Source organism: Clostridium punense, from assembly GCF_017874425.1.
Lineage (GTDB): Bacteria > Bacillota > Clostridia > Clostridiales > Clostridiaceae > Clostridium_J > Clostridium_J punense.
The window spans coordinates 1-22,642 of the sequence record NZ_JAGGLL010000053.1; the positions used below are offsets into that span (position 1 = coordinate 1).

Here is a 22,642-nt window from a genome sequence, read left to right on the forward strand (position 1 = left end):
AGCATTTTATTGTGAAAAATGCAGTGGAATAATGAAACCGAAGTTCTACGAAGGAGTTCATAATATAACTTATACATATGAGGAATAGCTTATTTACCATGCTTCGCATTATTAGTGTAGTAGTAGATTAAAAAATCGTCTAAGAGACAAGTATTTTTTTGATAGCAGGCTACGCCTAAGAGCTGGAGGCAAAAAGGGAGAGCGTGCCGAGGCACGCCTTTTTTATATCTAGAATAAGTTATTAATATCTTTATTAATAAGATAACTAGTCCAAGTGTATGGACTTGGTTAGAAAATATGCTGCTTAGTATATGTCTAAATTTTATAGAGGTATAGGAGTTAATTATGAATACAAAACATCTAAATAAATGTGCAATTATCAACAGCTTAAAAGGACTGATGGAAGTACCCTTTACTTTGATAATTTCAGAATTTATTTCTAAAATTATTTTTTATGCAGGGGATGGCAACATTGATAACGTAAAAAATAAATCTTTAAAGTTAATAATTTTTATAATCTCATATCAGGTTTTAATTTTTATTATCAACATGTTAAGTCAGAGAGAAATAGAGAAAGCTAGTTAGAAGTTTCGGGAGCGTGTTTATAGTTGTTTTCTCAATAATTCCTTTAATGTCAATAAGTCTACTGGAGAGATTATTGTAAATTTCACCAAGGACGTTGATGAAGTTATCAGATTGTATTCGAAGTCTTATTCTAGTTGCTTAGTTAACTGTATCACCACTGTTTGTTATCTTCTATTTATTGGACTTAATCATATGGGATTATCTATAGTAGTTTTATTAGTTAGCTTAATACAAGCTATTCCACCTATCATTGTTAAGAAGTTCATGGTGAAAAATTATGATGCAACCATGGATATTGAGGGGCAAATAACAGACTATATTGTAGAAGGCTATAGGGGAGTGGCTACTATCAAACTTTTCAATCTATATGAGCCTTACATAAAAGGCTTAAAAAAGCTTCATAATACATACTTAAAGGTTGGTAGAAAGAGTGAATTAGCGGCTCAAACCCAAAACTCTATGGAAAGTGCTGTAGATATTATATTAAGATTTGGAACTTATAGCTTAATAGGATTTTTTCTTCTCCAAAATGTCATTACTTTAGATGCAGGAGCTAAGGCAATTGTGTTGGCAGGGAGTTTATATGCAGCAGTTAATGGAATTTTCAGGGCTATTCCAGAAATATATGTAGCTAAAAAAGCAAAGGATAGATTGCAGCTATTAATTATTAAAGATAAGAAGACTTATGAAAAATTAAAGGCAAATATTAATAAACCAGCAGAGTCGGATATTTTAGAAGTTGAAAATCTTTCTTTTCGGTATGAAAATAATATTATTTTAAAGAACATATCTTTCAGCATAAAAAAGGGAGACTTAGTTGTTATAAGTGGAGCTAATGGTTCAGGAAAATCTACCCTATTAAATATCTTAATGGGTTTTTACAATAATTATAGTGGACATGTATTTTTTAATGGCATGGATTTAGGAAGTTTAGATTTGGAAAAGTATTATAAGTCAATTTCTTGTAACTTTCAAGAAGAAAGAGGGTTTTCTAAATCCTTAGAGGAGCTATTAGATATATTAGAGCAAGGACGAGTTCTGAGAAAGAAAGAAGTATTCGGTTATGGGAAAAACTTTAAATTAACAGATGAACTAATAAAAAATGAAAGAATTAATAAGCTTTCTGGGGGCGAGAAAAAGAAGATTTACTTAATAATAAGCTTGCTGAAACAACAGGAAATATTATTTTTAGATGAACCAAGCAATTCTCTTGATATAGGTGGGAAGAATGTGCTTAAGGATATTTTAAAGCATAGCAAAAGTACGATAGTTATGATAACCCATGATCCCTATTTTATGGACATTTGTAACTTGAAAATCAATTTATGTGAAGGGGGAGTTACTGTTGAAAGGGGGGAGGGCTGAGGATGAAAAGGAAGGTAATAAAGGATATTCTTAAAATTATGTGGACAGTTATAGGTATGAATGCCATTAATAAGGTTATTTCCGGATATTTAGTTATTTTTACAGGAAGCATAATAGGAAGTTTTGCAGACGCTGCAATTAATGGTAGTAAAACTATAGCTAAGGAAAGTTTTATGGCATTAGTTCTAGCAATTACAATTACAATTGTTATTATACCTTTTATTAGATATATAGCTAATTGTATTTTGTTTAAGGCATCCCTTAAATACGAAAGACTTATTGTGAAACGCTTTTTAAGTAAGTCCTATAAACACATGATTAATTATGATGTGGGAGAAATCTCTTATAGACTGGAGATGGATGCAAATGAATTAATGTGGACAGTGGTAACAATTATTTCTACTTCAGTTGCAACCGTAATTGTAGCATTAGGACTTTTCACTAACTTGTTTAATATTAATAAGGCTTACGGATTAGCTTGTGTTTTCCTTGGAGCAATACCAGTTTTTATAGTAATTATTAGTAGTAGCTTTGAGAAAAAGTACAAGTTAGAAAGAAAAGAGTATGAACAAAAATCCAGAGATATGCAAAGTGATATATGCCTAAACTTTAAGTTTATAAAAGTGTATGGAATTAAAAAGGAGATACTAAAGGATTTTTCAAATACCTTTAATACTTACTATGAGAAAACTATAAAAAGAGTTATAAAATGTAATAGTATAGTGGAGTTAGCCAATAAATCAAGTAATTTATTATGCCAAGTAGCAGTTCTTTTATTAGGAACTGTTCTAGTTTCTTCAGGAAGCATTAAATCAGGTGCTATAGCTGCTATGATGGTGTATTTTAGCAAGGTTCAAGATATATATAAAGATATTTGTGAAATAGTTAAGAACTGTAGGCTACTTCCTCAATGTTTAGATAGGGTTGTAGAATTTTACTTATTGGAAGAGGTAAGTGGTAAGAAGAAGCTAAAAAACTTTTCAACACTTGAAGTAAAAAATCTTGCTTATGAATTTCATAGCTTTAATAAAGCTTTTCACAATATATCATTTACTATAAAAAAAGGTGATAAGGTTGCAATTGTAGGGGCTAATGGAAGTGGAAAATCAACTTTACTAAAGGTTATAAGTAGGCTTTATGATGGCTATGAAGGGAGTATGAAAATTAATGGAACAAAGCTAGGGAATTTTGATTTAATTGACTTTAGAAATAATATAGTATATATGGAGCAAGAGCCCTTTTTATTTAAGTCAAATATTTATAACAATATTTCCATAAGTAATATTAAGGCTTCTAAAGAAGAATTAGAAAAGTGCATAGAAAAGGTTGGATTGACTGAGATAAAGCATAAGGAATCTATGGAGTTAGGAAACAACTTATCTGGGGGAGAAAAACAAAGGGTATCCATTGCTAGAACCTTAATTAGAAATCCCAACATAATATTAATGGACGAACCCTTTAATAATTTAGATAGCAAAGGAAGAGAATTAATTGAAGAAATTCTTGAAGATAAATCAAAAACTACTATATATATAACCCATGACTATGAACTTTTAAAATATGCAGATATTATTGTGGATATGGATATTAAGTAAGGATAACACGTAAATACTAAAATAATATAGGATAAGTTTATTAAAAATGAGTCATTAAAAATGTGGAAAATCCAAAGGGATATTCTGTCTTTTTAATGGCTTGTTTATTTGCTTATACTATAAATTGCATAAAGAAACATTGTAATTAATGTAAAAACAAGACATAATAAAATTACCAATAAGTATAAAAGGGGGATAACCATGGAAGGTTTTAATGTAATAGCAGTTTATGATAATAACTGTGAAAAACTACTAATGTGTAAAAGAAGAAAAGAACCATACAAGGGTTTATTAAATTTAGTTGGAGGAAAGATACAACCTAATGAAGAAGGCTTAGATGCTGCATACAGGGAGCTAGAAGAAGAAACAGGAATTTCAAGTAATGACATAACTTTAACTCACTTAATGGACTTTGCATATTATATTCACAATTGCTACCTGGAGGTTTATGTGGGAAGGTTAAATAAAGAATTTAAAGTATATGGTGATGAGAATGAGTTATTATGGACACATTTAGATGAGAACTTCTTTGAGGTAACTAAATATGCAGGAGAAGGAAATATTGGTCATATTATTGAACATGTAAAAATGTCAAGGGATATACTTCTAAGAAAATAATATTATTAAGTGAGGGTGATAAGATTGAATAATAAGTATAAAATATTTAAACTGCTCTGTGTTTTAGCATCAATTATATTAATAGGGTGTCTATTGCTAACTAAAATTCCTACTATGCAATTAATCCCTTTCGCTTTATTGAACTTAGCAGTTTATGATATTCTCAAAAATAAAGAAAATAAAGAGAAGAATAACTATAAAAAATTTGATGTTATTAAAATAATTATTGTTAGTATAATGCTTTTCTGGTGCGTGATAATTGTGATAGGAGTAGTTAATAGCTTAGTAAGGTTACCCTAGAGTAAATTGACCAAGTTTTATAATGAGATAAAGGTGATGATTTTATGAGTAGTATTATACATATATGCTTTTCAGATAGCGCAGGAGGGTGTCTGAAATATGCTATCAGCACAAAGAAACTATCAATAGGGGATAAGGTTGTTACCTTTTGGGATGATATTTCAAATGGATATATAGGAAATGGTGTAACTGTAGAGGAAAGAATTAAATGGCTAAATGAGATTTTTAGAGAAGACGACACATACTCTTTTGAGGATGATGAGCTACAACAATATTATGCAAGTTTCAAAAAACATATTTCAGAAATTAATGACAAAGACACCGTCTATCTATGGTATGGAAACTCTGGCAATGAGTTTTGTGCCATGCTTTATACTTTAGAACTTTTAAAGGTGAAAAATCCTAGTATTTATCTTGTAAATGTTTCTGAAGTAATTTATGAAACTCCCATTGGTGAATTATTTTCATATAGAGCAGTAGGAGAAGTTGATGCTGAGAAGCTTCAACCCTTTATTAGATTAAAAAGAAAAGTTGAGCCTAAAGAATATGAGGACTTCATTAAGCAGTGGGAGGCATTAAAAAGAGAAAGTTCCTTACTTCGTATATTTAAAAATGACAAAGTGGAAAGTGTAAATGAAGACTATTTCGATATAGATATATTAAAATATACCCAGAAGAAATTTAAAAGGGCAGCAAGAACAGTGGGAATGGTATTAGGTTTAAGTGAAACTCCTATTTCGGATTCTTATATATTTTGGAGAATTAAAGAACTTGTGAAAGCAGGTATGATAGAGTTTAGAGGGAAATTTGGTGTTATGAGAGAAATGGAAATTAAAATAACAGAAAATGGACTTCAGCTCTTAAGCACAAATAAAGAGGCGTTGACACTTTGGAAAGGTAGGGAACAAGAATACCAAAGGGAAAGTGAACTTTTAGAAGAAGGTAGAAGGCAAGGAAGAATGGAAGAAAGAGTGGCTATAGCTAGGAAACTTGTTGGCATTTTAGACAACGAAATTATTGCAGAAAAAACAGGATTAACTATAGGTCAGATTAAAAATCTTAAAGATTAGCGGAGGGTAGCAGATGCTTATTAATAATAAATTGATTCAGCACAAAGGACTTGATTGGGTATTACGTTGTGCTAATAAGGAAGATGCAGCTCAGCTGACTAATTTGCGTTTAAAAATTGATGGAGAAACTGAAAATCTTGATAGAGAGTCTGGAGAAGGTTTTCTAAGCAAAGAAGATTTTCAAAAGATTATTAATGAGGATTCAATTGCTGAAAGGAATATATTTTTGGTAGCAGAAGTTGAAGGGAAAATTGTTGGGTTTGCGAGGATACAAGGAAATACACTAAGTAGATTCAAGCATAAGGCAGAATTTGGAATATGCATATTAAAGGACTATTGGGGCTATGGAATTGGGTCAGTGTTATTAGAAAATATATTAATGTGGGCGGATTACTACACTGAAAAGTCACTGAAATTCTCATGAACACTATATCTTCTTTTATTGAAATCAAGTTATAAATATAAGAATAGATATTTATAACTTGATTTCAATATACGTTTTACATATAATGGAACTATGGTATAATAATTGTATTTATATTTTGTATTAGTTGACAAGTTTAAAAGGAAGCCTTATATCTGTTAGGATATAAGGCTTTGTGCTTAAGTAATTAATTTATATTTGAATTTCTACTTATAGATAGAGTATTTATATAATGAAAGGTCGGATAAAAGTGAATTTACAACATATTCAAGAACTAGTTGAAAGTTTTACAAAGAGCAAAGGAATGAATTCAGATGTCAATGTAAGAGTTATTGATTTAGCTTCTGAGGTTGGAGAGTTATCAAAGGAGGTTTTGAAGGGAACTAATTATGGTAACAAGGATTTCAAAAAAACGGAACAATGGGATAGTGAGATTGGAGATGTATTATTCTCTCTGATTTGTTTGGCAAATGAAAGCAACACAAGCCTAGAAGATTGCTTAAAGCAGGTACTTAATAAGTATAAAGAAAGATTTGCAAGTAGTGGGAATATGGGTTCAGGAAAATAATTAGAAGAAGCATAACTTAAACTTAAAAATTTTTAAAACTTAGGTTTTAGAAAAAATATATACTTTGAATTTGAGGTGGTTAAAATGAATATTTCAGTTTTAGGATGTGGTAGATGGGGAACTTTTTTAGCTTGGTATGCTAATAAAGTTGGACATAATGTTTGTATTTGGGGAAGAGAGGGCTCTGGTAATCTTCTTCAGCTAAAGGAAAATAGAAAAAATGAGTACTTATCCATATCTGAAGAGATAAAGCTGACAAATTCTTTGGAAGATGCAGTTTCTTTTGCGGATATTATAATTATCTCAATAAGTGCTCAACAACTACGAAATCTTGCAAAACAATTACTGCTTATATCTAAGGTTCAAGAGAAAATATTCGTTTTGTGTATGAAAGGGTTAGAGGCAACAAGTGGAAAACGTCTATCTCAAGTTTTTAAGGAAGAGTTAGGTTCCAGTACAAATGTGGCTGTATGGCTTGGTCCAGGGCATGTACAGGATTTTGTTAGAGATATACCAAATTGCATGGTAATAGGTAGTGAAAATATTGAAGTAACAAAGACTGTGGTTAATGCTTTTAACAGTGATTTGATTAGATTTTATTATGGACAAGATCTTGTGGGTAATGAAATTGGAGCAGCTACGAAGAATGTTATGGGTATTGCTGCTGGTATGCTAGATGGAGTAAACTATACTAGTCTAAAGGGAGCTTTAATGGCTAGAGGAACTAGAGAAATATCTCGTCTTGTTAGAGCAATGGGAGGTAATGACATTACTATTTACGGATTAAGTCATCTTGGAGATTATGAAGCAACTTTATTCTCACCTTTTAGCAATAATCGGAGGTTTGGAGAGGATTTTGTTGGGGAAAGAAAGTTTACTAAGCTTGCAGAAGGGGTTGCTACTCTTGAAGCTCTTAGAAACTTATCGAAACAGTATGATGTAGAACTTCCAATTTGTAATGCTTTGTACGAGGTTATTTTCAATGAAAAGTGTTCAGAGCAAACCCTATTGGATTTATTTTTAAGACCTGTTAAGTTTGAATTTTAAGTTAGGCATTTCGAAAAAATTAATAAGTCAGTATATTAAGTTTGTTATTTATTTTCTAGTGACTTATAAGAGGATTCCTTAGAGTTAAAGTCCTTTTCAGGATTTTACTTTGAGGGATCTTCAATTTTATAAAAAATTTGTAATTATAAAGAGGTAAAAAACATATTATAACAATGATGCATAATAATAATAATAATTACAGTGACTCTTAAATAAAGCTACATAATAAGCTCTTATATCACATTAAATTAAAAAGTTTCGAAATATGATGGTTTTGTATAGGATTTATAAATTTGAAACGAGGAGCAGGCAATGAAAAGAAATTTAAATATTATTATAGACAAGGTTAGAGTTCAGGGAGATGGTGCAATTCTACTTATTGGACCTTCAGGATGTGGAAAGGGGGAAATTGCTAAATCACTATGCAACTTCTTATCTATTCCACAAGAAAGACATTTGTCCATGGGGGATATTTTACGTAGAACTATAACGAAAGCAAATAAGAATGAAGAGTTTAAATGTACTTTAGGGGAAAGATATAAAATTAGTAGTAATGTATCTATTTTCGATAAAGGTAAAAACACACCTGAAGTTATAAAAAAGGCTGAAAGTTATTTTAATGATATAGTTTTATTCTTAGGATTACACTCTAATACTATTTCACAGTTTCATTGGTTAGAATTTTGTGTGGGAAATGGTCTATTGATACCAGATCATTGGGCAGCAAGTATAATTAGTTCGTTATTTGAAAGCACTCCAGAGCTTTGTAAAGGTCTGTTTATTTTAGATGGCTATCCGAGGACAGAGGTGGCAGCGGAAAAACTCTTAAATACTTTTCAAAACCTAAATATCTCCATAATTAAAGTTTTGCATCTTTTTATAACAAAGGAACAAATGAAAGCTAGAGCTTACAATAGAAGGCGTATTGATGATACTGAGGATAGTCTAGAAAGAAGATATGAATTTTACGTGGATAAGGTACAGCCTTGTGCCGACTATTTGAAAAGACACTTAGGTAGAACTATGGTTTCCTTAGTTGATGCACATCAGCCAGTATACAATGAGGATGGTAGCTTAAAAGTTGAAGAATCAATCGAAAAAGTTGTAAACAATGTTTTAGAGGAATTAGGAATACCTGCATTTTTGATGAATTTAAGTCATTGTACCTAATTATTGCATTTAATATACAGGTTTTAAACATATAGAAGAGTATTAAATCTTCCTATGGGTATCCGAAAGGCTATTAGGAAAACCTAAGAGCCAAATTTAATTATATACCAAGTAACAAGTGTAGTAGTAATTCTTATGGTAGCAGTTGTTGACGGGTTTAATAATATAAAATCTAAAATTTAGGAGCGTTAATTCATGGTAGCTAAAGAGTACGGTACTAAAAGATTATTTATTCAGCTTAGCTTAATCGCTTGTATTTTTATTTATATAATTTTTTTATTTATGGATGTCCTTACTAAAAGTCTTGGAAATCCCTATTCTATTTATTTGAAATATACTATTATTATTATTTCCTTCCTTATTACACTACTCATAGGGAGCAATGGATATAATAGAAGGGATACAATATTATTACAATTGTCAAAACTATTTACGTTAATTGCTGATTACTACCTTTTAATACAGGATAATTTCCCCTTAGGAATTTTTTTCTTTTGTATTGTACAAATAACTTATATTTTAAGACATTCTTATATGGAAAAGAAGAGATATAGAAACCTTATATTTTTATGCACTAGTATAATTTTTTCAATTTTGATATTCTTTAGAGTAAAATTAGAACCTTTAGATAACAACTTAGTTTTTCTTGCATTAATTTATGCTGCATTATTAGTAACTAGTGTATATGTTGCTTTAAGCACTCTTAAAAGAAGCAAGTATTCAAAAAAATCCTCATATCTAATTGGAATTGGGATGTGCCTTTTTTTTCTATGTGATATAAATGTAGGACTAAATGCATTAATCGGAGAAACAACATTAAATAACATGATTACTCCAAAAATTAAATTTTTAATAGGATATTTAATTTGGTTATTTTATGCCCCATCACAAGTGCTTTTAGCATGTAGTGGCTTTAAAAGTAAAGGATCTCAAACTTAAACAGGTAGAATTGAAAGACTTATCAGGCCTTAGAACATGCAATCCTATACATGGGAAGTTATTTTTGATATAATAATATGTCAAGTATAATAATTATTAAATGTATTATATAAGCATATAGTTTTAACATATTAAGGGCAGTGAATTTAAGTCTTAGATTAATTGTGTTGTTTGAGCCCTAAGGCTTAAAGTTTTCGAGGTGAAAAATGAGAGAATTAAAAAGTGTTGAAGAAAAGATATTAGATAGAGCATTATATTTGATCGGAAGAAATGGGGCATCTAATGTACCTATTAGAGCTATTGCAAAAGAAGCTGGAGTAAATGTAAGTGCTGTAAATTATTACTTTAGAACCAAAGAAGAAATGATGAAACAAGTTCAGGAGTTTTATATACATAATACCCTTGAAGCATATAATATTTTAGATAATGATTCCTACAGCAATGAGGAAAAAGTAATATTATGTGCCAATGAAATAATGGAGTATTCTATAAGGTATCCTGGAGTTATAGTTATTCAGAAAGAAGCGGCCTATGAAGTAGAAAAAAGTGAGATGGCATCAAGAATCATTGAGGTAACTGAAGAGATGAATTCAAAATTAGATAAGGTGCTTTTAAATGTACTTGGATGTAGCCAGGAAGAGTTTGTATTTAATAGAATGATATTTTTATCATCCATATTGCATCCTGTCAATAATATGGGACCATTACAATTTAGTAATGATAGTATATTGGATAGGGATACAAGGTTACAATATATTAAATTTATTATATGTAAATTAAAAAGAAATTAGTTATATAAAGGTATTTTATCTAAAAAAATAAGTTGCTTATATAAATATAAAGCAGCCTATTTTTTTTGCACAAATTAAAACAGATTGTTTAAAACATATTGATTAACATTGTGAAATGATATACAATCTCTTTAATAGATATTTAAGTAAATATAATATTTATTTAAGATTTCAAACAAATTTGTGGTTGATGATGGAGGGAGTTACAATGAATTTTACTAATCTTTTTAGTCCAATTAGAATTAGAGGTTTAGAATTGAGAAACAGAATTGAGTTTCCAGCAATGGGAACAAAGATGGCTACTGAGGATAAATTTGTAACTAAACAGCTTATAGATTATCATGTGGCAAGAGCTTTAGGCGGTAATGGGTTAAATTTTACAGAAGTATGTTCTGTGTATGCACCGGCTGCACCTAAAAAATTTCTATCTATAGCGGAAGATAAGTATATAGAAGGTTTAAAAGAGTTATCTGATGCAGTTCATAATGCTGGTGGTAAGGTAGGAATACAACTTTGGTTAGGAGGATTAGCCGTTGGTAGTGACCCAGAGGCAAAAATAATGATGCCTAGTGATATGAAAGTTCAAGGGGGATATGTAATTCCAGGAATGACCATTGAAGATATTAAAGAAGCTACAAAAGCCTTCGGAGAAGCAGCTAGAAGAGCTGTAGAAGCAGGATATGACTGTGTTGAATTTCATGCAGGACATAACTATGTGCCGCACTCCTTCATAAGTCCAGCTTTTAATCACAGAACAGATGAATATGGTGGATCCCTTGAAAATCGCTCAAGATTCTTAATAGAATGTATAGAGTCTATCAGAAATAATATTCCTAATGATATGCCATTATTTATGCGTATAGATGCACATGATGACTATTTAGAAAATGGATTGACTATAGAAGAAATTATAGAGTTTTGTAAAATGTCAAAAAAAGCAGGTGTTGATGTATTAGATATTTCAAGGGGAAACTTCTCCACAGCTGCAATTAAATATGAAGTACCGCCAGTGGATTTACCAAGAGGATTTAATGTTGAAAATGCTGCAAGAATAAAAAGAGAAACTGGAATGGTAACAGTAGCTGTAGGAAGAATTAACGATCCAGCACAAGCTGAAGAAATAATTTCTAATGGGAAGGCTGACATGGTAGTAATTGGTCGTGGACAATTAGCTGATCCTGAATTTTGTAATAAAGCAAAGTCAGGGGAGGTAGAGAGTATTGTTCGCTGTGTAGGATGTAATCAAGGTTGTTATGATGGCTTTGTATCCACAGAAGTGCCTTATATAACTTGTCTTAGAAATCCAGCTCTTGGAAGAGAAGAAGAGTATAAGTTAATTAAAACTGATCAGGCGAAAACTATATTGATAGCTGGTGGTGGAGTTGCTGGGCTTGAAGCAGCAATTACATTAAAGCAAAGAGGTCACAATCCAATTTTATGTGAAGCTTCAGATTCTCTTGGAGGACAATTTGTTCTTGCTGGTGCAGCTCCAAGAAAAGAAGAAATGAAGGAAGCAGCTATTTCTATGGGAGAACAAGCAAAGGCAGCAGGTGTTGAAATTAGATTATCCACTCCTGTTACTCCAGAGCTTATAAGAGAAACCCAAGCAAAAGAGGTAGTAATTGCCATTGGAGCTGAGCCAATGAAGCTAAATGTCCCTGGGGCAGAACTACCACAAGTTACAAATTCTCATGAAGTGCTTGCAGGAAAAGTGCAGGTTGAAGGTGAGGTTGTAATAATAGGTGGGGGACTTGTAGGCTTAGAGGTTGCAGAACTTGTAGTTCATAGATCAGGAAAAGTTACTGTGGTTGAAATGCTCGACCAAGTAGGAAAAGATCTTGGAGATTTACGTAAGATTGTAGTGATGGAAAGTTTACATCAAGCTGGAGTAAATACTGTAACTAATGCAAGATGTGTTAAAATAAAAGAAAACTCTGTTGTTATTGAAAAGGATAGTAGAATAGAAGAAATAAGCTGTGATTTTGTAGTTGTTGCTATAGGGGCTAGATCACGCAAGTTTGATGATATAAAAGATTACTGTGAGAAAAACAGTATTCCTTACTATGTAATAGGAGATGCGCTAAGAGCACGTAGAGCACTTAACTCTACCGCAGAAGCTGCTGCTATTGCAAGAGATATTTAGACGCATGGTTATTTTTAGTAAACACTATTGGTACTAAGTTAATAAACAAAATTATACTAGAGTATAAATTTCATTTAGTTCATTATAAAACTTTTTTATCAAATAAGATGTTGTTAAATACTTCATAAAGATTTTAAACAATAATGAAGCCATGGATAACTAGAAAATTTATTCGCCTCTATTATTCATGGCTATATTAATATTAAATTAATTCACATTTATTTTGAATCAGCTCAATAATTTTAATCTTATTGCAAAGATATAAGATTTTTGAAAACATATTTTATTGCTTTTTCACTACTGGCACATAGATATCCATGGAAATTTTTTCATACTCCCAAGGGTGACAACGCTCATCATAAAATTCAAAATCTAATTTTGAATCATCAATTTCATATCCAGAGCTTGGGAACCATTCTTCGAGGATGTATTTCCAAGTACCTTCAATTGAAGCAACAAAATCTTTATCCTCGACGGCTGGGGTAGTAAAAACAGCATAAGTTGCTTTAGGCACCAAAAGAGTGTACATATCTTTTTTAGCATTATAAAAGTCAGTAACCTCCACCCCTAATACATAAGAAAATTCCTCTGAATCTGAATTTGTATTTACACAAAGCCCATATTCACCATGCTTTACAGTGTTTTGTGAAGCATATAAGTTTCTTTCTGAATCACCAGTGCCACACTTATCCCAAAAGGCAGGAATATCTCTTGAGTGAGCATTATTCTTTAGTGTAGTTTCAAACCTATAGCCAATAATTTTGAAGGCTTCTTTTTCAATTATTTTAGGCTCCATAATAATTCCTCCAGTTTTATTTGCATTTAACTTTTTTAAATCTACTCTTTGAGGTACTGTAATTGCTGCATGTATTCTATAGAAGTTTGGAGCATATCCAAAGTATTTCTTAAAAGCTTTGGTAAAACCAGCATGAGTTTCAAACCCATAATTCAAGGCAATATCTAATACCTTTTCTCCCATACTTAGTTCATAAAGAGCAAATTGTAGCTTTCTCTTTGTAACATAATTCATTATGGTTACACCAACAAGGGTTCTAAAAATTCTATAAAAATGATAAGTAGAGAATCCAGCAAAGCTTGCTAGTTCCTCACCAGTAAGTTTTTCTGTTATATGGTCATCTATATAATTTAATACTTTTTGAGTTATATCAATATTGTTCATTGGAGCCTCCATTTAAAAAGTTTATGTCAGTACTGTAAATATATTTTATCATATTAGCAAATATTGTACTTTTCCTATTTTGCTAATTGATCATGTGAATTACTGAATTATTAAAAAAGTTTTTTCAGTAGCTTTTCGGAATTTAAGTAACTATGTTGTACAGAGTATATATGCTGTTACTTGTGATAAAGTATAGGGGTAAATCCTTTTATATGATATTAAGGCGATTCTCAGTTTTATTGAATTTAGCAGTATAAAAATCTTAAGACATAATAGGACGGTGATTTATAAAATAAAAAGAACTAGTAGAAAACCTTTTCTACTAGCTTTTTAAAACTAATCAAGGTAAATATTATAAGATTTATTTAATTCCATATTTATTAGCATATTTTGATACCATGTTTTTCCAATGGTCATATTGTAAATAGCTCTGTGCATCAGAAATATCTACATAGTCACCATTTATAAGGTTTTGTACTATTATTTCTACAACTAATGCTTCCTTTTTATAAGGATCACTGAAGCAGTCCTCTAAATCTATATTCATTCTACTATTTATACCTTCTACCATGCCGCTATAAATAGTATTATCTTTACCTATTAAATTTCCTATATTCGATAGATTATCTATTCCAAGCTTTATATCTTTGGTTGATATTTTTTTGTTAAAATTCATTAATCTTTCCCCTCCATTTAAAATATTATCTACAGTAGTTTCTAATATAATTGCCAAATCAAGTAGTAATAGGGTATCAGGAAGCGCTTCTCCACGTTCCCATTTTGAGACAGCTTGGTAAGATATATTAAGCCTGTCACCTAATTGAGCCTGAGTTATACCTTTCTTTTTTCTTAGGGTTTGAATATATTCTCCAATTTTATTTATATCCACTTTTATATCATCTCCAACTATTACTTAAAACCGGTTTCTATAATATAATGATAAATTATTATCCATTTATATACAATAATCCTATGGTTTATAGAAAGCCTTGAAAACTAAACTATTAGTTGAAAGAAGTTATTATATTTATATGGAATGTTCTTAAATTTCTGATATAATGAAAGCAAGTACAGAAATTTGTTAAAGAAGAAATTTTATTGTATTTAAATATAGAGGGAATTTTGTGAGTAACAACAGAGCAAGGAGGCGTTTTTATGCTGGAATTAATTAAAAAAGCAGAAGAGTTACATCAGTTGACTAAGGATGAAATAGTTTCTTTATTAAATAGTAATGAGTATGATAAGGAGCTTTTTGAAGCTGCTGATAGAGTTAGAAAAAAATATGTTGGAGATGAGGTTCACTTAAGAGGCTTAATCGAATTTACAAATATATGTAAAAGGAACTGTCTTTATTGTGGGCTAAGAGCACAAAATAGTAACATAAAAAGATATAGGCTTCAACCAGAAGAAATAGTTGATTTAGCTAAAAAAGCTGTTGGTTATGGATATAAGACTTTAGTACTTCAAGGTGGGGAAGATGACTATTATAATGTGGAGAGAATGACTTATATAATTAAAGAAATTAAAAAGCTTAATGTAGCTATGACTTTAAGTCTTGGAGAAAAGACCACAGAGGAATATAAAGCTTATAAGGAAGCTGGTGCAGATAGATACTTATTAAGAATTGAAACTACTGATAAGAAGCTTTACGAAGATATGGACCCAGGTATGAGTCATGAAGAAAGAATGAGATGTCTTGAGGATTTAAAAGCACTAGATTTTGAGGTTGGTACTGGCTGTTTAGTTGGACTTCCAAATCAGACCATGGAATCTCTTGCAGAAGATATATTATTCTTTAAGAGTATTAATGCTGATATGATTGGAATTGGGCCTTTTATACCTAATGAAGACACTCCTTTAAAAGACGAAAAAGGTGGAGACTTTACAGTAAGTTTAAAAGTAATGGCGATTACAAGATTATTGCTTCCTGATATAAATATTCCAGCAACTACTGCAATGGAATCTTTAAATAAGCAAGGAAGAATAATTGCTCTTCAAAGTGGGGCTAATGTAGTTATGCCAAATGTTACTGAAGGAGAGTATAGAAAGCTATATGCTCTTTATCCAGGAAAAATTTGTGTCAATGATACTCCAGGGCATTGCAGAAACTGTATCACTGGAAAGATTAATGCTATAGGTAGAAGAGTTTCTGATCAGTACGGATATAGAAATAAAAATAAAAATTAGATTAAGCATTATTAAAAGGAGATGACCAAGGTCATCTCCTTAAATATTTTCTAGGAAATAAATTTTATATTACTTAACACCTAGGTCTATAACAAGAACCTTGGGGTTGAGATCTCCAAACTTCACAACCTTGGTAAGGATTTGCGGTACCTACATAAAGTCTGCCATCATCTGCAGAGAAGAGTTTTCTCATACCATAGTTTTTGGGGTTACAAAGACCATTTAGAGAAATTGGAAGCCAGGACTCTCCATTTTCAGAAACCCATAAATCTCCGCCCATAGTAGGAAGGGAGGTTATAATAAATTTTAGGATAGCCTTTATTATAGGAAGAAGGTTACCTAAGTTTTCCTCATCCAAGGAAGGCAGGGTTATATTATTTGGTAAAATTGTCTCTAGAAGAGACGAATTATTTCTTAGAAGCCCTATTATATCATCTATATTATTTATTATAGAGGCAATAATTGTAGGGATAAGCACTGACCAATCCCAAGTTCCACAGTAAAGTTTTCCATCATATTCTTCTAATTGCCAGCAATAAGCATTTGAGATAAATCCAAAACCAGCAGGAATCTTTGGATTTCTGATTCCATTGGTTACTGGATTAGTTGGAGATAGAGGAGTGCTACCAACTATTACTTCCCACCTGTCATTTTTGCATATTCTAATTAAATCAAATCCTTTTGGAGGAATCAATCTTAGATTAGAAGGAGTGCTAGCTATGCTGTAGATTCCAAACCAGATACCTGTACCAACATAAAGCTGACCTCTGAAAGTCTTCATGCTTAGAGCATGCTCATTGTAAGCATCACCAGCGCCTTTATCTACTACTAATTTCCACTGATCTGCTATTGGTTCATAACCTAAAGTCCTCCAAACTTCAAAACCACCTGGAAGAGAAGTTCCAAGATAAAGATGTCCATTAAAAGATTCCATAGAGGCAATTTCGCCTCGTGGATTATTTGGAGAGCTGCCAAAGGTAACTCTTGTCCAACCATTTAAAGGGTTCTCAGTTTCATACAAAATGGTTTCAGTAGTTCCGCCTAGTCCGATCATAACACCCATATAAAGCTTACCATTATGAACAATCATAGATCTTACAGTGTTACCAGCAGAAAGACCATTATTTGCTTGTAACCAGTCTGTACCATTTTCACTTACTAAGATATTCAAACCACTAAAATTACCACCTGCAGCTACAAGAATCTCCCTTCCATCTCTTAAAGTATAGTTAATCATAAATCTAAAACCATTACTAAAGTTTTGAGGAGTTGATTTAAAAACTCTCTGCCAAGGTTCCATTCCATTTTTATTATATCTCCATATCTCTGCATTCATATCGGGAGGAAGAGTTGGTATAAATGCCTTAGGAACTCTTTCTGGAGGAATATTAAATACTCCAACAGCAACTGAAAATACTATATTTCTACCTGTACCAACATAAATATAATCACCTAACTCAGACATTGACCAAGCATAGTTGTTTTGCTGGCCAAGTATTGGGTTTTCATAAAATCCATTAAAAGGTGTGATTTTATTTAGTGCTATCATATTATTAACTCCTTATTTATATATTTTCCTGTTATGCTTGTACTAAGTTGTAATATATTATATGCAGACCAAGGCAATAGGTGCAGTAGTGCACTATAGAAATATACAAATATAGGGGCAGATAGGATTAACCTATGGTATAATTTAATTGTAATATTTTATAGATTTATGTACTTTATGGATAAATAAGAACATTATTTCATATAAATGTTACTAGTAATGGAGAGAATTGTTACTTATTTTAGAAAGGAAGATAATTTCATGGGTATTTTTAAAGCAGTTACTAGTTCAATTGGAGGTGCTTTTGCGGACCAATGGCTTGAAACTATTGAGCCTGAACAAATGGACAACACAACTTTAGCATCTTATGGAGTCTTTGTAAGAAAAGGAAATTGGCGTAGTTCAAATAGAAGGGGAACTGAAGATGTGATATCTAATGGTTCCGTTATACATGTACCTGAAAATGTATTTATGCTTTTAGTTGATGGGGGAAAAATTGTTTCAGCAACAGATGAACCTGGGTATTATCAAGTTGATAACTCAAGGTCACCCTCTATATTTTTCCAATCAGAAGAAGGAACTGAAATTTCAGGATATGGAAATACAGGAGGAAGTTCTATTCAGCGCCAAGGCGGACTGGCTAACACTTTAAAGGATTCTTGGGAACGTTTTAAGTTTGGTGGCACAACACCAGCAAAGCAAAGAGTTATTTATATTAATAAGCAAGAAATTCCTAACATTAGATTTGGAACAAGAAATCCAGTATCCTATACGGATAGAGTACTAGTTCCTGGAAGAGTAGTTCCATGCAAGGTTACATCTTTTGGAACTTACTCAATAAAGATTGGCGATCCAATTCTTTTTTACACTGAAGTTTGCAGTAAAGTAGGGAAGAGTGCCGTAACATCTAGTGATATGGGAGAACAGTACTTAAATGAATTTTTACAAGCTTACACTACAGCTTTAGCTAATTTATCTGTAAACCATGTATTAGTTTCAGACATTACAACTAGAACCATGGAACTTGGACAATATATGGCTGAGGTTTTAGATAAAGAGTGGCTTACTAAAAGAGGTTTTTATATTCAAAGTGTAGGTATTGCAGGAATATCCTTTGATGAAAAAACAGATAGCTTACTTGAAAAGTATGCTAATGATTCTATATTGTTTGATCCAAATGCAAGAGCTGCTCGTATGACAGGAAGCCTAGCTTCTGGGTTAGAAGCAGCCGGAGCTAATGATGGCGGATCAATGGTTGGCTTTGCAGGAATGTCTATGGGAATGAACATGGCTGGTGCTATGGGAGCTATGCCTAACCAACAGGCAAACTATGAAAAAAGTAATATTGCACAATCACAAGCAGTGGGCTGGGTATGTATCTGTGGAAATAATATGACTGCTGAGGCTAACTTCTGTGCTAAGTGTGGTGCAAAGAGAGTTGTTACTGAAAATAAACAGGACAACGGATGGAAGTGTAGCTGTGGAAGATATGTTACTGATGGAATATTCTGCCCAAGTTGTGGCTCTAAGAAACCAGAGGAGAAGAGGTGGACGTGTTCCTGTGGTAATAGAACTGAGGATTTATTTTGCAGTAAATGTGGAAGTAAAAAGCCAGATAATTTTGGAAAAGAAGCATTCTTTAAATGTAATAGCTGTGGATGGGTTCCAGAGGATGCTAAAAATCCTCCTGCATTTTGTCCAAAGTGTGGAGATAAGTTTGATCATAGAGACAAAGAATATAAAAGTTAAAAATTTTCAAGGAGAATTATAATGAGTTCAGTAAAGGAATATAAATGTCTCAACTGTAAAGCAGGGTTGGAGTTTTACCCTCCTACTCAAAATTGGAAATGTAATTATTGTTTCAGTGAATTTACAAAAGAAGAACTTGATGCAGCATTTCATCAAGATCAATCACAAGAAGAATCCCTTAAGGAAGATACTCCAGAGCTAGACTCCTATAAGTGTACTAGTTGTGGAGTTGAGCTAATAGCAGATGGAACAACTTCTGCTACCTTTTGCCTATATTGCAAAAGCCCTACAATTATTAAAAGTAGATTTTCAGGAAAATTCAAACCTAAAGCTCTAATTCCTTTCAAATTAACACAAGAACAAGCTAAGGATATTTATAAGAACTGGATTGGGAATCGTAGATTTGCTCCTAATGAATTCAAGGGTAAAAGAGAAATTGATAAGATAACTGGAATATATGCCCCTTTTTGGCTCTTTGATTGCAAAACTGAAGGATTTATTGAGGGAGAAGGAACTAGAGTTACTGCTTGGGAAGATGGGGAGTATAGATATACTAAGACTAAGTACTATAGAGTAGTTAGAAGTGGAAATGCAGAATATCATAAAGTTCCTGTAGATGCTTCTAAAAAGTTAGATGATAAGTATATGCATTTAATTGAACCTTATAATTATAAAGATTTAAAGGAGTTCTCTATGCAATATATGTCAGGGTTTATGGCTGAGAAGTATGATGTAGAATCAGAAGAAGCAAAGGGCATACTTAAAGAAAGAGTAGAGGAGTACTTTGAGGAAAGATTAAAAGGCACTGTAAATGAATATGACTCCTATTCTGTAAGAAGCAATGAAATGAGGATATCTAATTCTAAGGAAGACTATTCAATGCTTCCCATATACCTTTTAATTAATAAATATAAAGGTAAGGATCATGTTTTTATAATAAATGGCCAAACTGGAAAGGTAGTTGGGGATACCCCAATTAGTCGTTCTAAACAACTGGCTTTTGCTGGAGTTATATTCGCTATAGTATGGGTTTTAGCTGTGTTTGGAGGTGCTTTGTTTGTTTAAGAAAGTTAGTGCTATGGTCCTTGTTTTTATTTTTCTTTTGCTAACACCAGCTATAAAGGTTAGTGCAGCAACAGAAGAGAAAAATGTTAAGGATTATATAAATTTACTACAAGACAGTGAAGCTAAAGAAATTCAAACTATGATAGAAAGTGTAAAAAAAGAGTTAAATTTTGATGTGGTTGTAGTTACAACTAAAGATACAAAGGGGAAAAGTTCTAGGGATTTCGCAGATGACTACTATGACAAGAATGGCTTTGGAGTTGGCAGTGATCATTCAGGAATATTACTTCTTATAAATATGGAGAAGAGGGAAGCGTGGATAAGTAGCAAAGGTAAGGCAATCGAAATTTTTACTGATGGAAGAATAAAAGATATGGTAAAGCAAGTTAACAATGAACTTGGTAAAAAGAATTATGGTAGTGGTTGTAAAGTTTTTGTGAAGGCTGTTGAGAATTACGGGAAGCTTGGAGTACCAAAGGGACAGAAGACCAGTAAAGATCCATCAGCACCAAAAGAACCTTATCTAAAAAGAGTGGTAAGGATGATAAAGTTCTTTCCAGTGTATTTAGCAGCATTGGGCATAGCTTTAGTTGCTACCATAATAGCCTCTTTATCAAGTAAAGGAAAGGTAACAATAAATAATAGAACTTATGAAGGCGGTTCTTTCAAACTTTTAGATTCTAGAGATGATTTCATAAGGGAAGCTATTAGTAGAACAAAAATTGAAACCTCATCAAATAGTGATAATAATAGTAGTACACATACCAGTAGTAGCGGAGAAACTCATGGTGGTGGCGGTGGAAGCTTTTAGATAATATAAATATAACTTTTAAGTTTTATGTTTATAAAATTACAGTGAAATAAGGGGGATAAAGCAATGGAGTTGAAATCTAAATTAATTATAGTAGAGGGGCTTCCTGGCTCAGGAAAGTCCACTATAGCTCAATTTATTGCGCACCAGCTTCAAGCAAATCATGTAAAGGCACAGTGGTATTATGAAGTAGGATTATATCACCCTTTAGAATTTTGTAGTGTTGCCTGCATAGATAAATATAAAAATGAAGAAATCTTAAACAAGTATAGTGATTTTAGAACCATACTAGAGAATGAAATGGAAGAAAAGTACGGAATGTATTTTTATAAATATATAGAGTTAGAACGAAGATATAAGGAAATACTGCCAAAGGAGCTTTTAGGTGAGTTAGAAAGTTATGATGTAGAGAATAGTAATGTAGATACCTACATGGAGTTAAAAGCTCAGATGTGGAGAGAATATAGCAGTAATATAAAAATATCTGAAGAAATTACTATTATAGAAAGCAGCTTACTTCAAGGACCTATTGTAACCATGCTTTTGAGCAATAAGCCTAAAGAAGAAATAAAAAGATATATAAATAATCTTTTAGCCTTTGTAAAAGAAAGTAACCCTACCTTAATATATCTTTATCAAGAGGATGTTGAAAAAGCTATTAAAAAGATATTTGATTTTAGAGGAGCGGATTTTACCGATTATATCATAAACATGGTATGTGAAAGTGACTATGGGAAGAGCAGAGGGTTAAGTGGTATAGAGGGAGCACTAGAATTTTTTAAAGAGTATAGAAGTATAGGAGATGAACTTTTTACTGAATTTAATATAGCTAAAATCCCCATAGAGAATTCAAAGGGAATTTGGGATAGTTATAGAAGGGAAATAATAAAATCCTTAAGCCTAAATTTTTATGATAAGAAGGTTTTACCAGTTACAACACTAGAAAAGTATGTGGGTAGTTATTATAATAAAGAAATTCAAAGAGAAATTCACATAAAACTTGAAGATGAGCGATTATTTTTTTATACTAACTTAACTTATAAAGAAGAACTAATACCAATTCACAATAATAGTTTTCATATAGAAGCAAGTACTCTAGATGTGGTGTTTATAAGTGATGAAATTGGAGGTGTTACTAAGTTTGTAATAAGTGGTAAAGATACAGCAGCTTCTTATGGAAACGTTGGTATGGTATTTGGTCGTATTTAAAGATAAACTATATCATTGTTAAAAGTGTACTTGACATGAAAAATAATAATTATTATACTATTAAAAAGCAATAAATTTTAAAACTTCGTATAACTCCAATAATATGGTTTGGAGGTTTCTACCAGGAGCCAATAATTCCTGATTACGAAGAAAATACCCAGCGGTATTTTCTTCGTAATCAGGTTTTTTTATTATATAGGAAATTCAACTTTTTTTGCGCTAGCAAAATGCCTGGAAGGCCTTGGAATTGTTGCTTTTGAGAGTTTGTGTAAAAAAA

General features: G+C 31.8%; 19 protein-coding genes, 2 pseudogenes and 1 riboswitch. Of the genes and pseudogenes, 18 read left to right on the forward strand and 3 right to left on the reverse strand.

The genetic code is table 11. The annotated features are described in order from the left end of the window. The first annotated feature begins 345 nt into the window (after positions 1-345). The 13 genes and pseudogenes from J2Z44_RS19745 (at position 346) to baiCD (ending at position 12,615) form a co-directional block, all read left to right on the forward strand. The gene (locus J2Z44_RS19745) at positions 346-585 is read left to right on the forward strand and encodes a hypothetical protein (protein ID WP_021283836.1); all 240 of its coding nucleotides are present in this window, start codon (positions 346-348) and stop codon (positions 583-585) included. A 51-nt stretch (positions 586-636) separates the two neighbouring features. Next, positions 637-1,101, forward strand: a pseudogene (locus tag J2Z44_RS21690) (ABC transporter transmembrane domain-containing protein); the annotation flags it as partial. Between the two features lie 48 nt (positions 1,102-1,149). Continuing rightward, on the forward strand, positions 1,150-1,950 hold the full coding sequence (locus J2Z44_RS19750) for an ABC transporter ATP-binding protein (RefSeq protein ID WP_342591527.1): 801 nt from the start codon (positions 1,150-1,152) through the stop codon (positions 1,948-1,950). A gap of 2 nt (positions 1,951-1,952) precedes the next feature. Continuing rightward, positions 1,953-3,545 (forward strand): ATP-binding cassette domain-containing protein, encoded by a 1,593-nt coding sequence (locus tag J2Z44_RS19755; RefSeq protein WP_209649992.1) that lies wholly within the window; start codon positions 1,953-1,955, stop codon positions 3,543-3,545. A 201-nt stretch (positions 3,546-3,746) separates the two neighbouring features. Further along, the gene (locus tag J2Z44_RS19760) at positions 3,747-4,163 is read left to right on the forward strand and encodes an NUDIX hydrolase (RefSeq protein WP_021283838.1); all 417 of its coding nucleotides are present in this window, start codon (positions 3,747-3,749) and stop codon (positions 4,161-4,163) included. Between the two features lie 344 nt (positions 4,164-4,507). Continuing rightward, positions 4,508-5,533: a DUF1835 domain-containing protein gene (locus J2Z44_RS19765; RefSeq protein ID WP_021283840.1), complete on the forward strand. Its 1,026-nt coding sequence runs from the start codon at positions 4,508-4,510 to the stop codon at positions 5,531-5,533. A gap of 13 nt (positions 5,534-5,546) precedes the next feature. After that, positions 5,547-5,924, forward strand: a pseudogene (locus J2Z44_RS19770) (N-acetyltransferase family protein); the annotation flags it as partial. Between the two features lie 283 nt (positions 5,925-6,207). Then, complete coding sequence (locus tag J2Z44_RS19775; RefSeq protein ID WP_051186150.1) at positions 6,208-6,525, forward strand: MazG nucleotide pyrophosphohydrolase domain-containing protein; 318 nt, start codon at positions 6,208-6,210, stop codon at positions 6,523-6,525. A gap of 84 nt (positions 6,526-6,609) precedes the next feature. Further along, positions 6,610-7,572, forward strand: a complete 963-nt coding sequence (locus tag J2Z44_RS19780) for an NAD(P)H-dependent glycerol-3-phosphate dehydrogenase (RefSeq protein ID WP_021283843.1) — start codon at positions 6,610-6,612, stop codon at positions 7,570-7,572. A 312-nt stretch (positions 7,573-7,884) separates the two neighbouring features. Next, entirely contained in the window at positions 7,885-8,742 is an 858-nt protein-coding gene (locus J2Z44_RS19785) for an adenylate kinase family protein (RefSeq protein ID WP_021283844.1), read from the forward strand. A 195-nt stretch (positions 8,743-8,937) separates the two neighbouring features. After that, entirely contained in the window at positions 8,938-9,681 is a 744-nt protein-coding gene (locus J2Z44_RS19790; RefSeq protein WP_209649993.1) for a lysoplasmalogenase family protein, read from the forward strand. Between the two features lie 206 nt (positions 9,682-9,887). After that, on the forward strand, positions 9,888-10,472 hold the full coding sequence (locus J2Z44_RS19795; RefSeq protein ID WP_021283846.1) for a TetR/AcrR family transcriptional regulator: 585 nt from the start codon (positions 9,888-9,890) through the stop codon (positions 10,470-10,472). Positions 10,473-10,680: 208 nt separating this feature from the next. Next, the gene (gene baiCD / locus J2Z44_RS19800) at positions 10,681-12,615 is read left to right on the forward strand and encodes a bile acid Fe-S flavoenzyme BaiCD (protein WP_021283847.1); all 1,935 of its coding nucleotides are present in this window, start codon (positions 10,681-10,683) and stop codon (positions 12,613-12,615) included. 283 nt (positions 12,616-12,898) lie between these two features. On the opposite strand, the gene J2Z44_RS19805 is transcribed toward baiCD, so the two are convergent. Both J2Z44_RS19805 and J2Z44_RS19810 read right to left on the reverse strand, forming a co-directional pair. After that, positions 12,899-13,795 (reverse strand): AraC family transcriptional regulator, encoded by an 897-nt coding sequence (locus J2Z44_RS19805; protein ID WP_021283848.1) that lies wholly within the window; start codon positions 13,793-13,795, stop codon positions 12,899-12,901. A gap of 361 nt (positions 13,796-14,156) precedes the next feature. Beyond that, positions 14,157-14,684: a helix-turn-helix domain-containing protein gene (locus tag J2Z44_RS19810; RefSeq protein WP_021283849.1), complete on the reverse strand. Its 528-nt coding sequence runs from the start codon at positions 14,682-14,684 to the stop codon at positions 14,157-14,159. Between the two features lie 266 nt (positions 14,685-14,950). On the opposite strand from J2Z44_RS19810, the gene hydE reads away from it, so the two are divergent. Then, a complete protein-coding gene (gene hydE, locus J2Z44_RS19815; RefSeq protein WP_021283850.1) occupies positions 14,951-15,982 on the forward strand; it encodes a [FeFe] hydrogenase H-cluster radical SAM maturase HydE in 1,032 nt (343 codons plus the stop codon). A 73-nt stretch (positions 15,983-16,055) separates the two neighbouring features. Here the strand turns inward: hydE and J2Z44_RS19820 are convergent, their stop codons facing one another. Then, on the reverse strand, positions 16,056-17,531 hold the full coding sequence (locus J2Z44_RS19820) for a hypothetical protein (protein WP_021283851.1): 1,476 nt from the start codon (positions 17,529-17,531) through the stop codon (positions 16,056-16,058). Between the two features lie 261 nt (positions 17,532-17,792). Here J2Z44_RS19820 and J2Z44_RS19825 point away from each other — a divergent pair, with 261 nt between their 5' ends. From J2Z44_RS19825 to J2Z44_RS19840, 4 genes are all read left to right on the forward strand, one after another. Continuing rightward, the gene (locus J2Z44_RS19825; RefSeq protein ID WP_021283852.1) at positions 17,793-19,280 is read left to right on the forward strand and encodes an SPFH domain-containing protein; all 1,488 of its coding nucleotides are present in this window, start codon (positions 17,793-17,795) and stop codon (positions 19,278-19,280) included. A gap of 21 nt (positions 19,281-19,301) precedes the next feature. Then, positions 19,302-20,345 carry a TFIIB-type zinc ribbon-containing protein gene (locus tag J2Z44_RS19830; RefSeq protein WP_021283853.1) on the forward strand — a complete coding sequence of 348 codons (1,044 nt, stop codon included), beginning with the start codon at positions 19,302-19,304 and terminating at the stop codon, positions 20,343-20,345. Further along, the gene (locus J2Z44_RS19835; RefSeq protein WP_021283854.1) at positions 20,338-21,156 is read left to right on the forward strand and encodes a TPM domain-containing protein; all 819 of its coding nucleotides are present in this window, start codon (positions 20,338-20,340) and stop codon (positions 21,154-21,156) included. The genes J2Z44_RS19830 and J2Z44_RS19835 overlap by 8 nt, the downstream gene beginning before the upstream one ends. Positions 21,157-21,222: 66 nt before the next feature. Next, entirely contained in the window at positions 21,223-22,365 is a 1,143-nt protein-coding gene (locus J2Z44_RS19840) for a P-loop NTPase family protein (protein WP_021283855.1), read from the forward strand. A gap of 65 nt (positions 22,366-22,430) precedes the next feature. Continuing rightward, positions 22,431-22,530, forward strand: a riboswitch (purine riboswitch). The last annotated feature ends 112 nt before the right edge of the window (positions 22,531-22,642 follow it).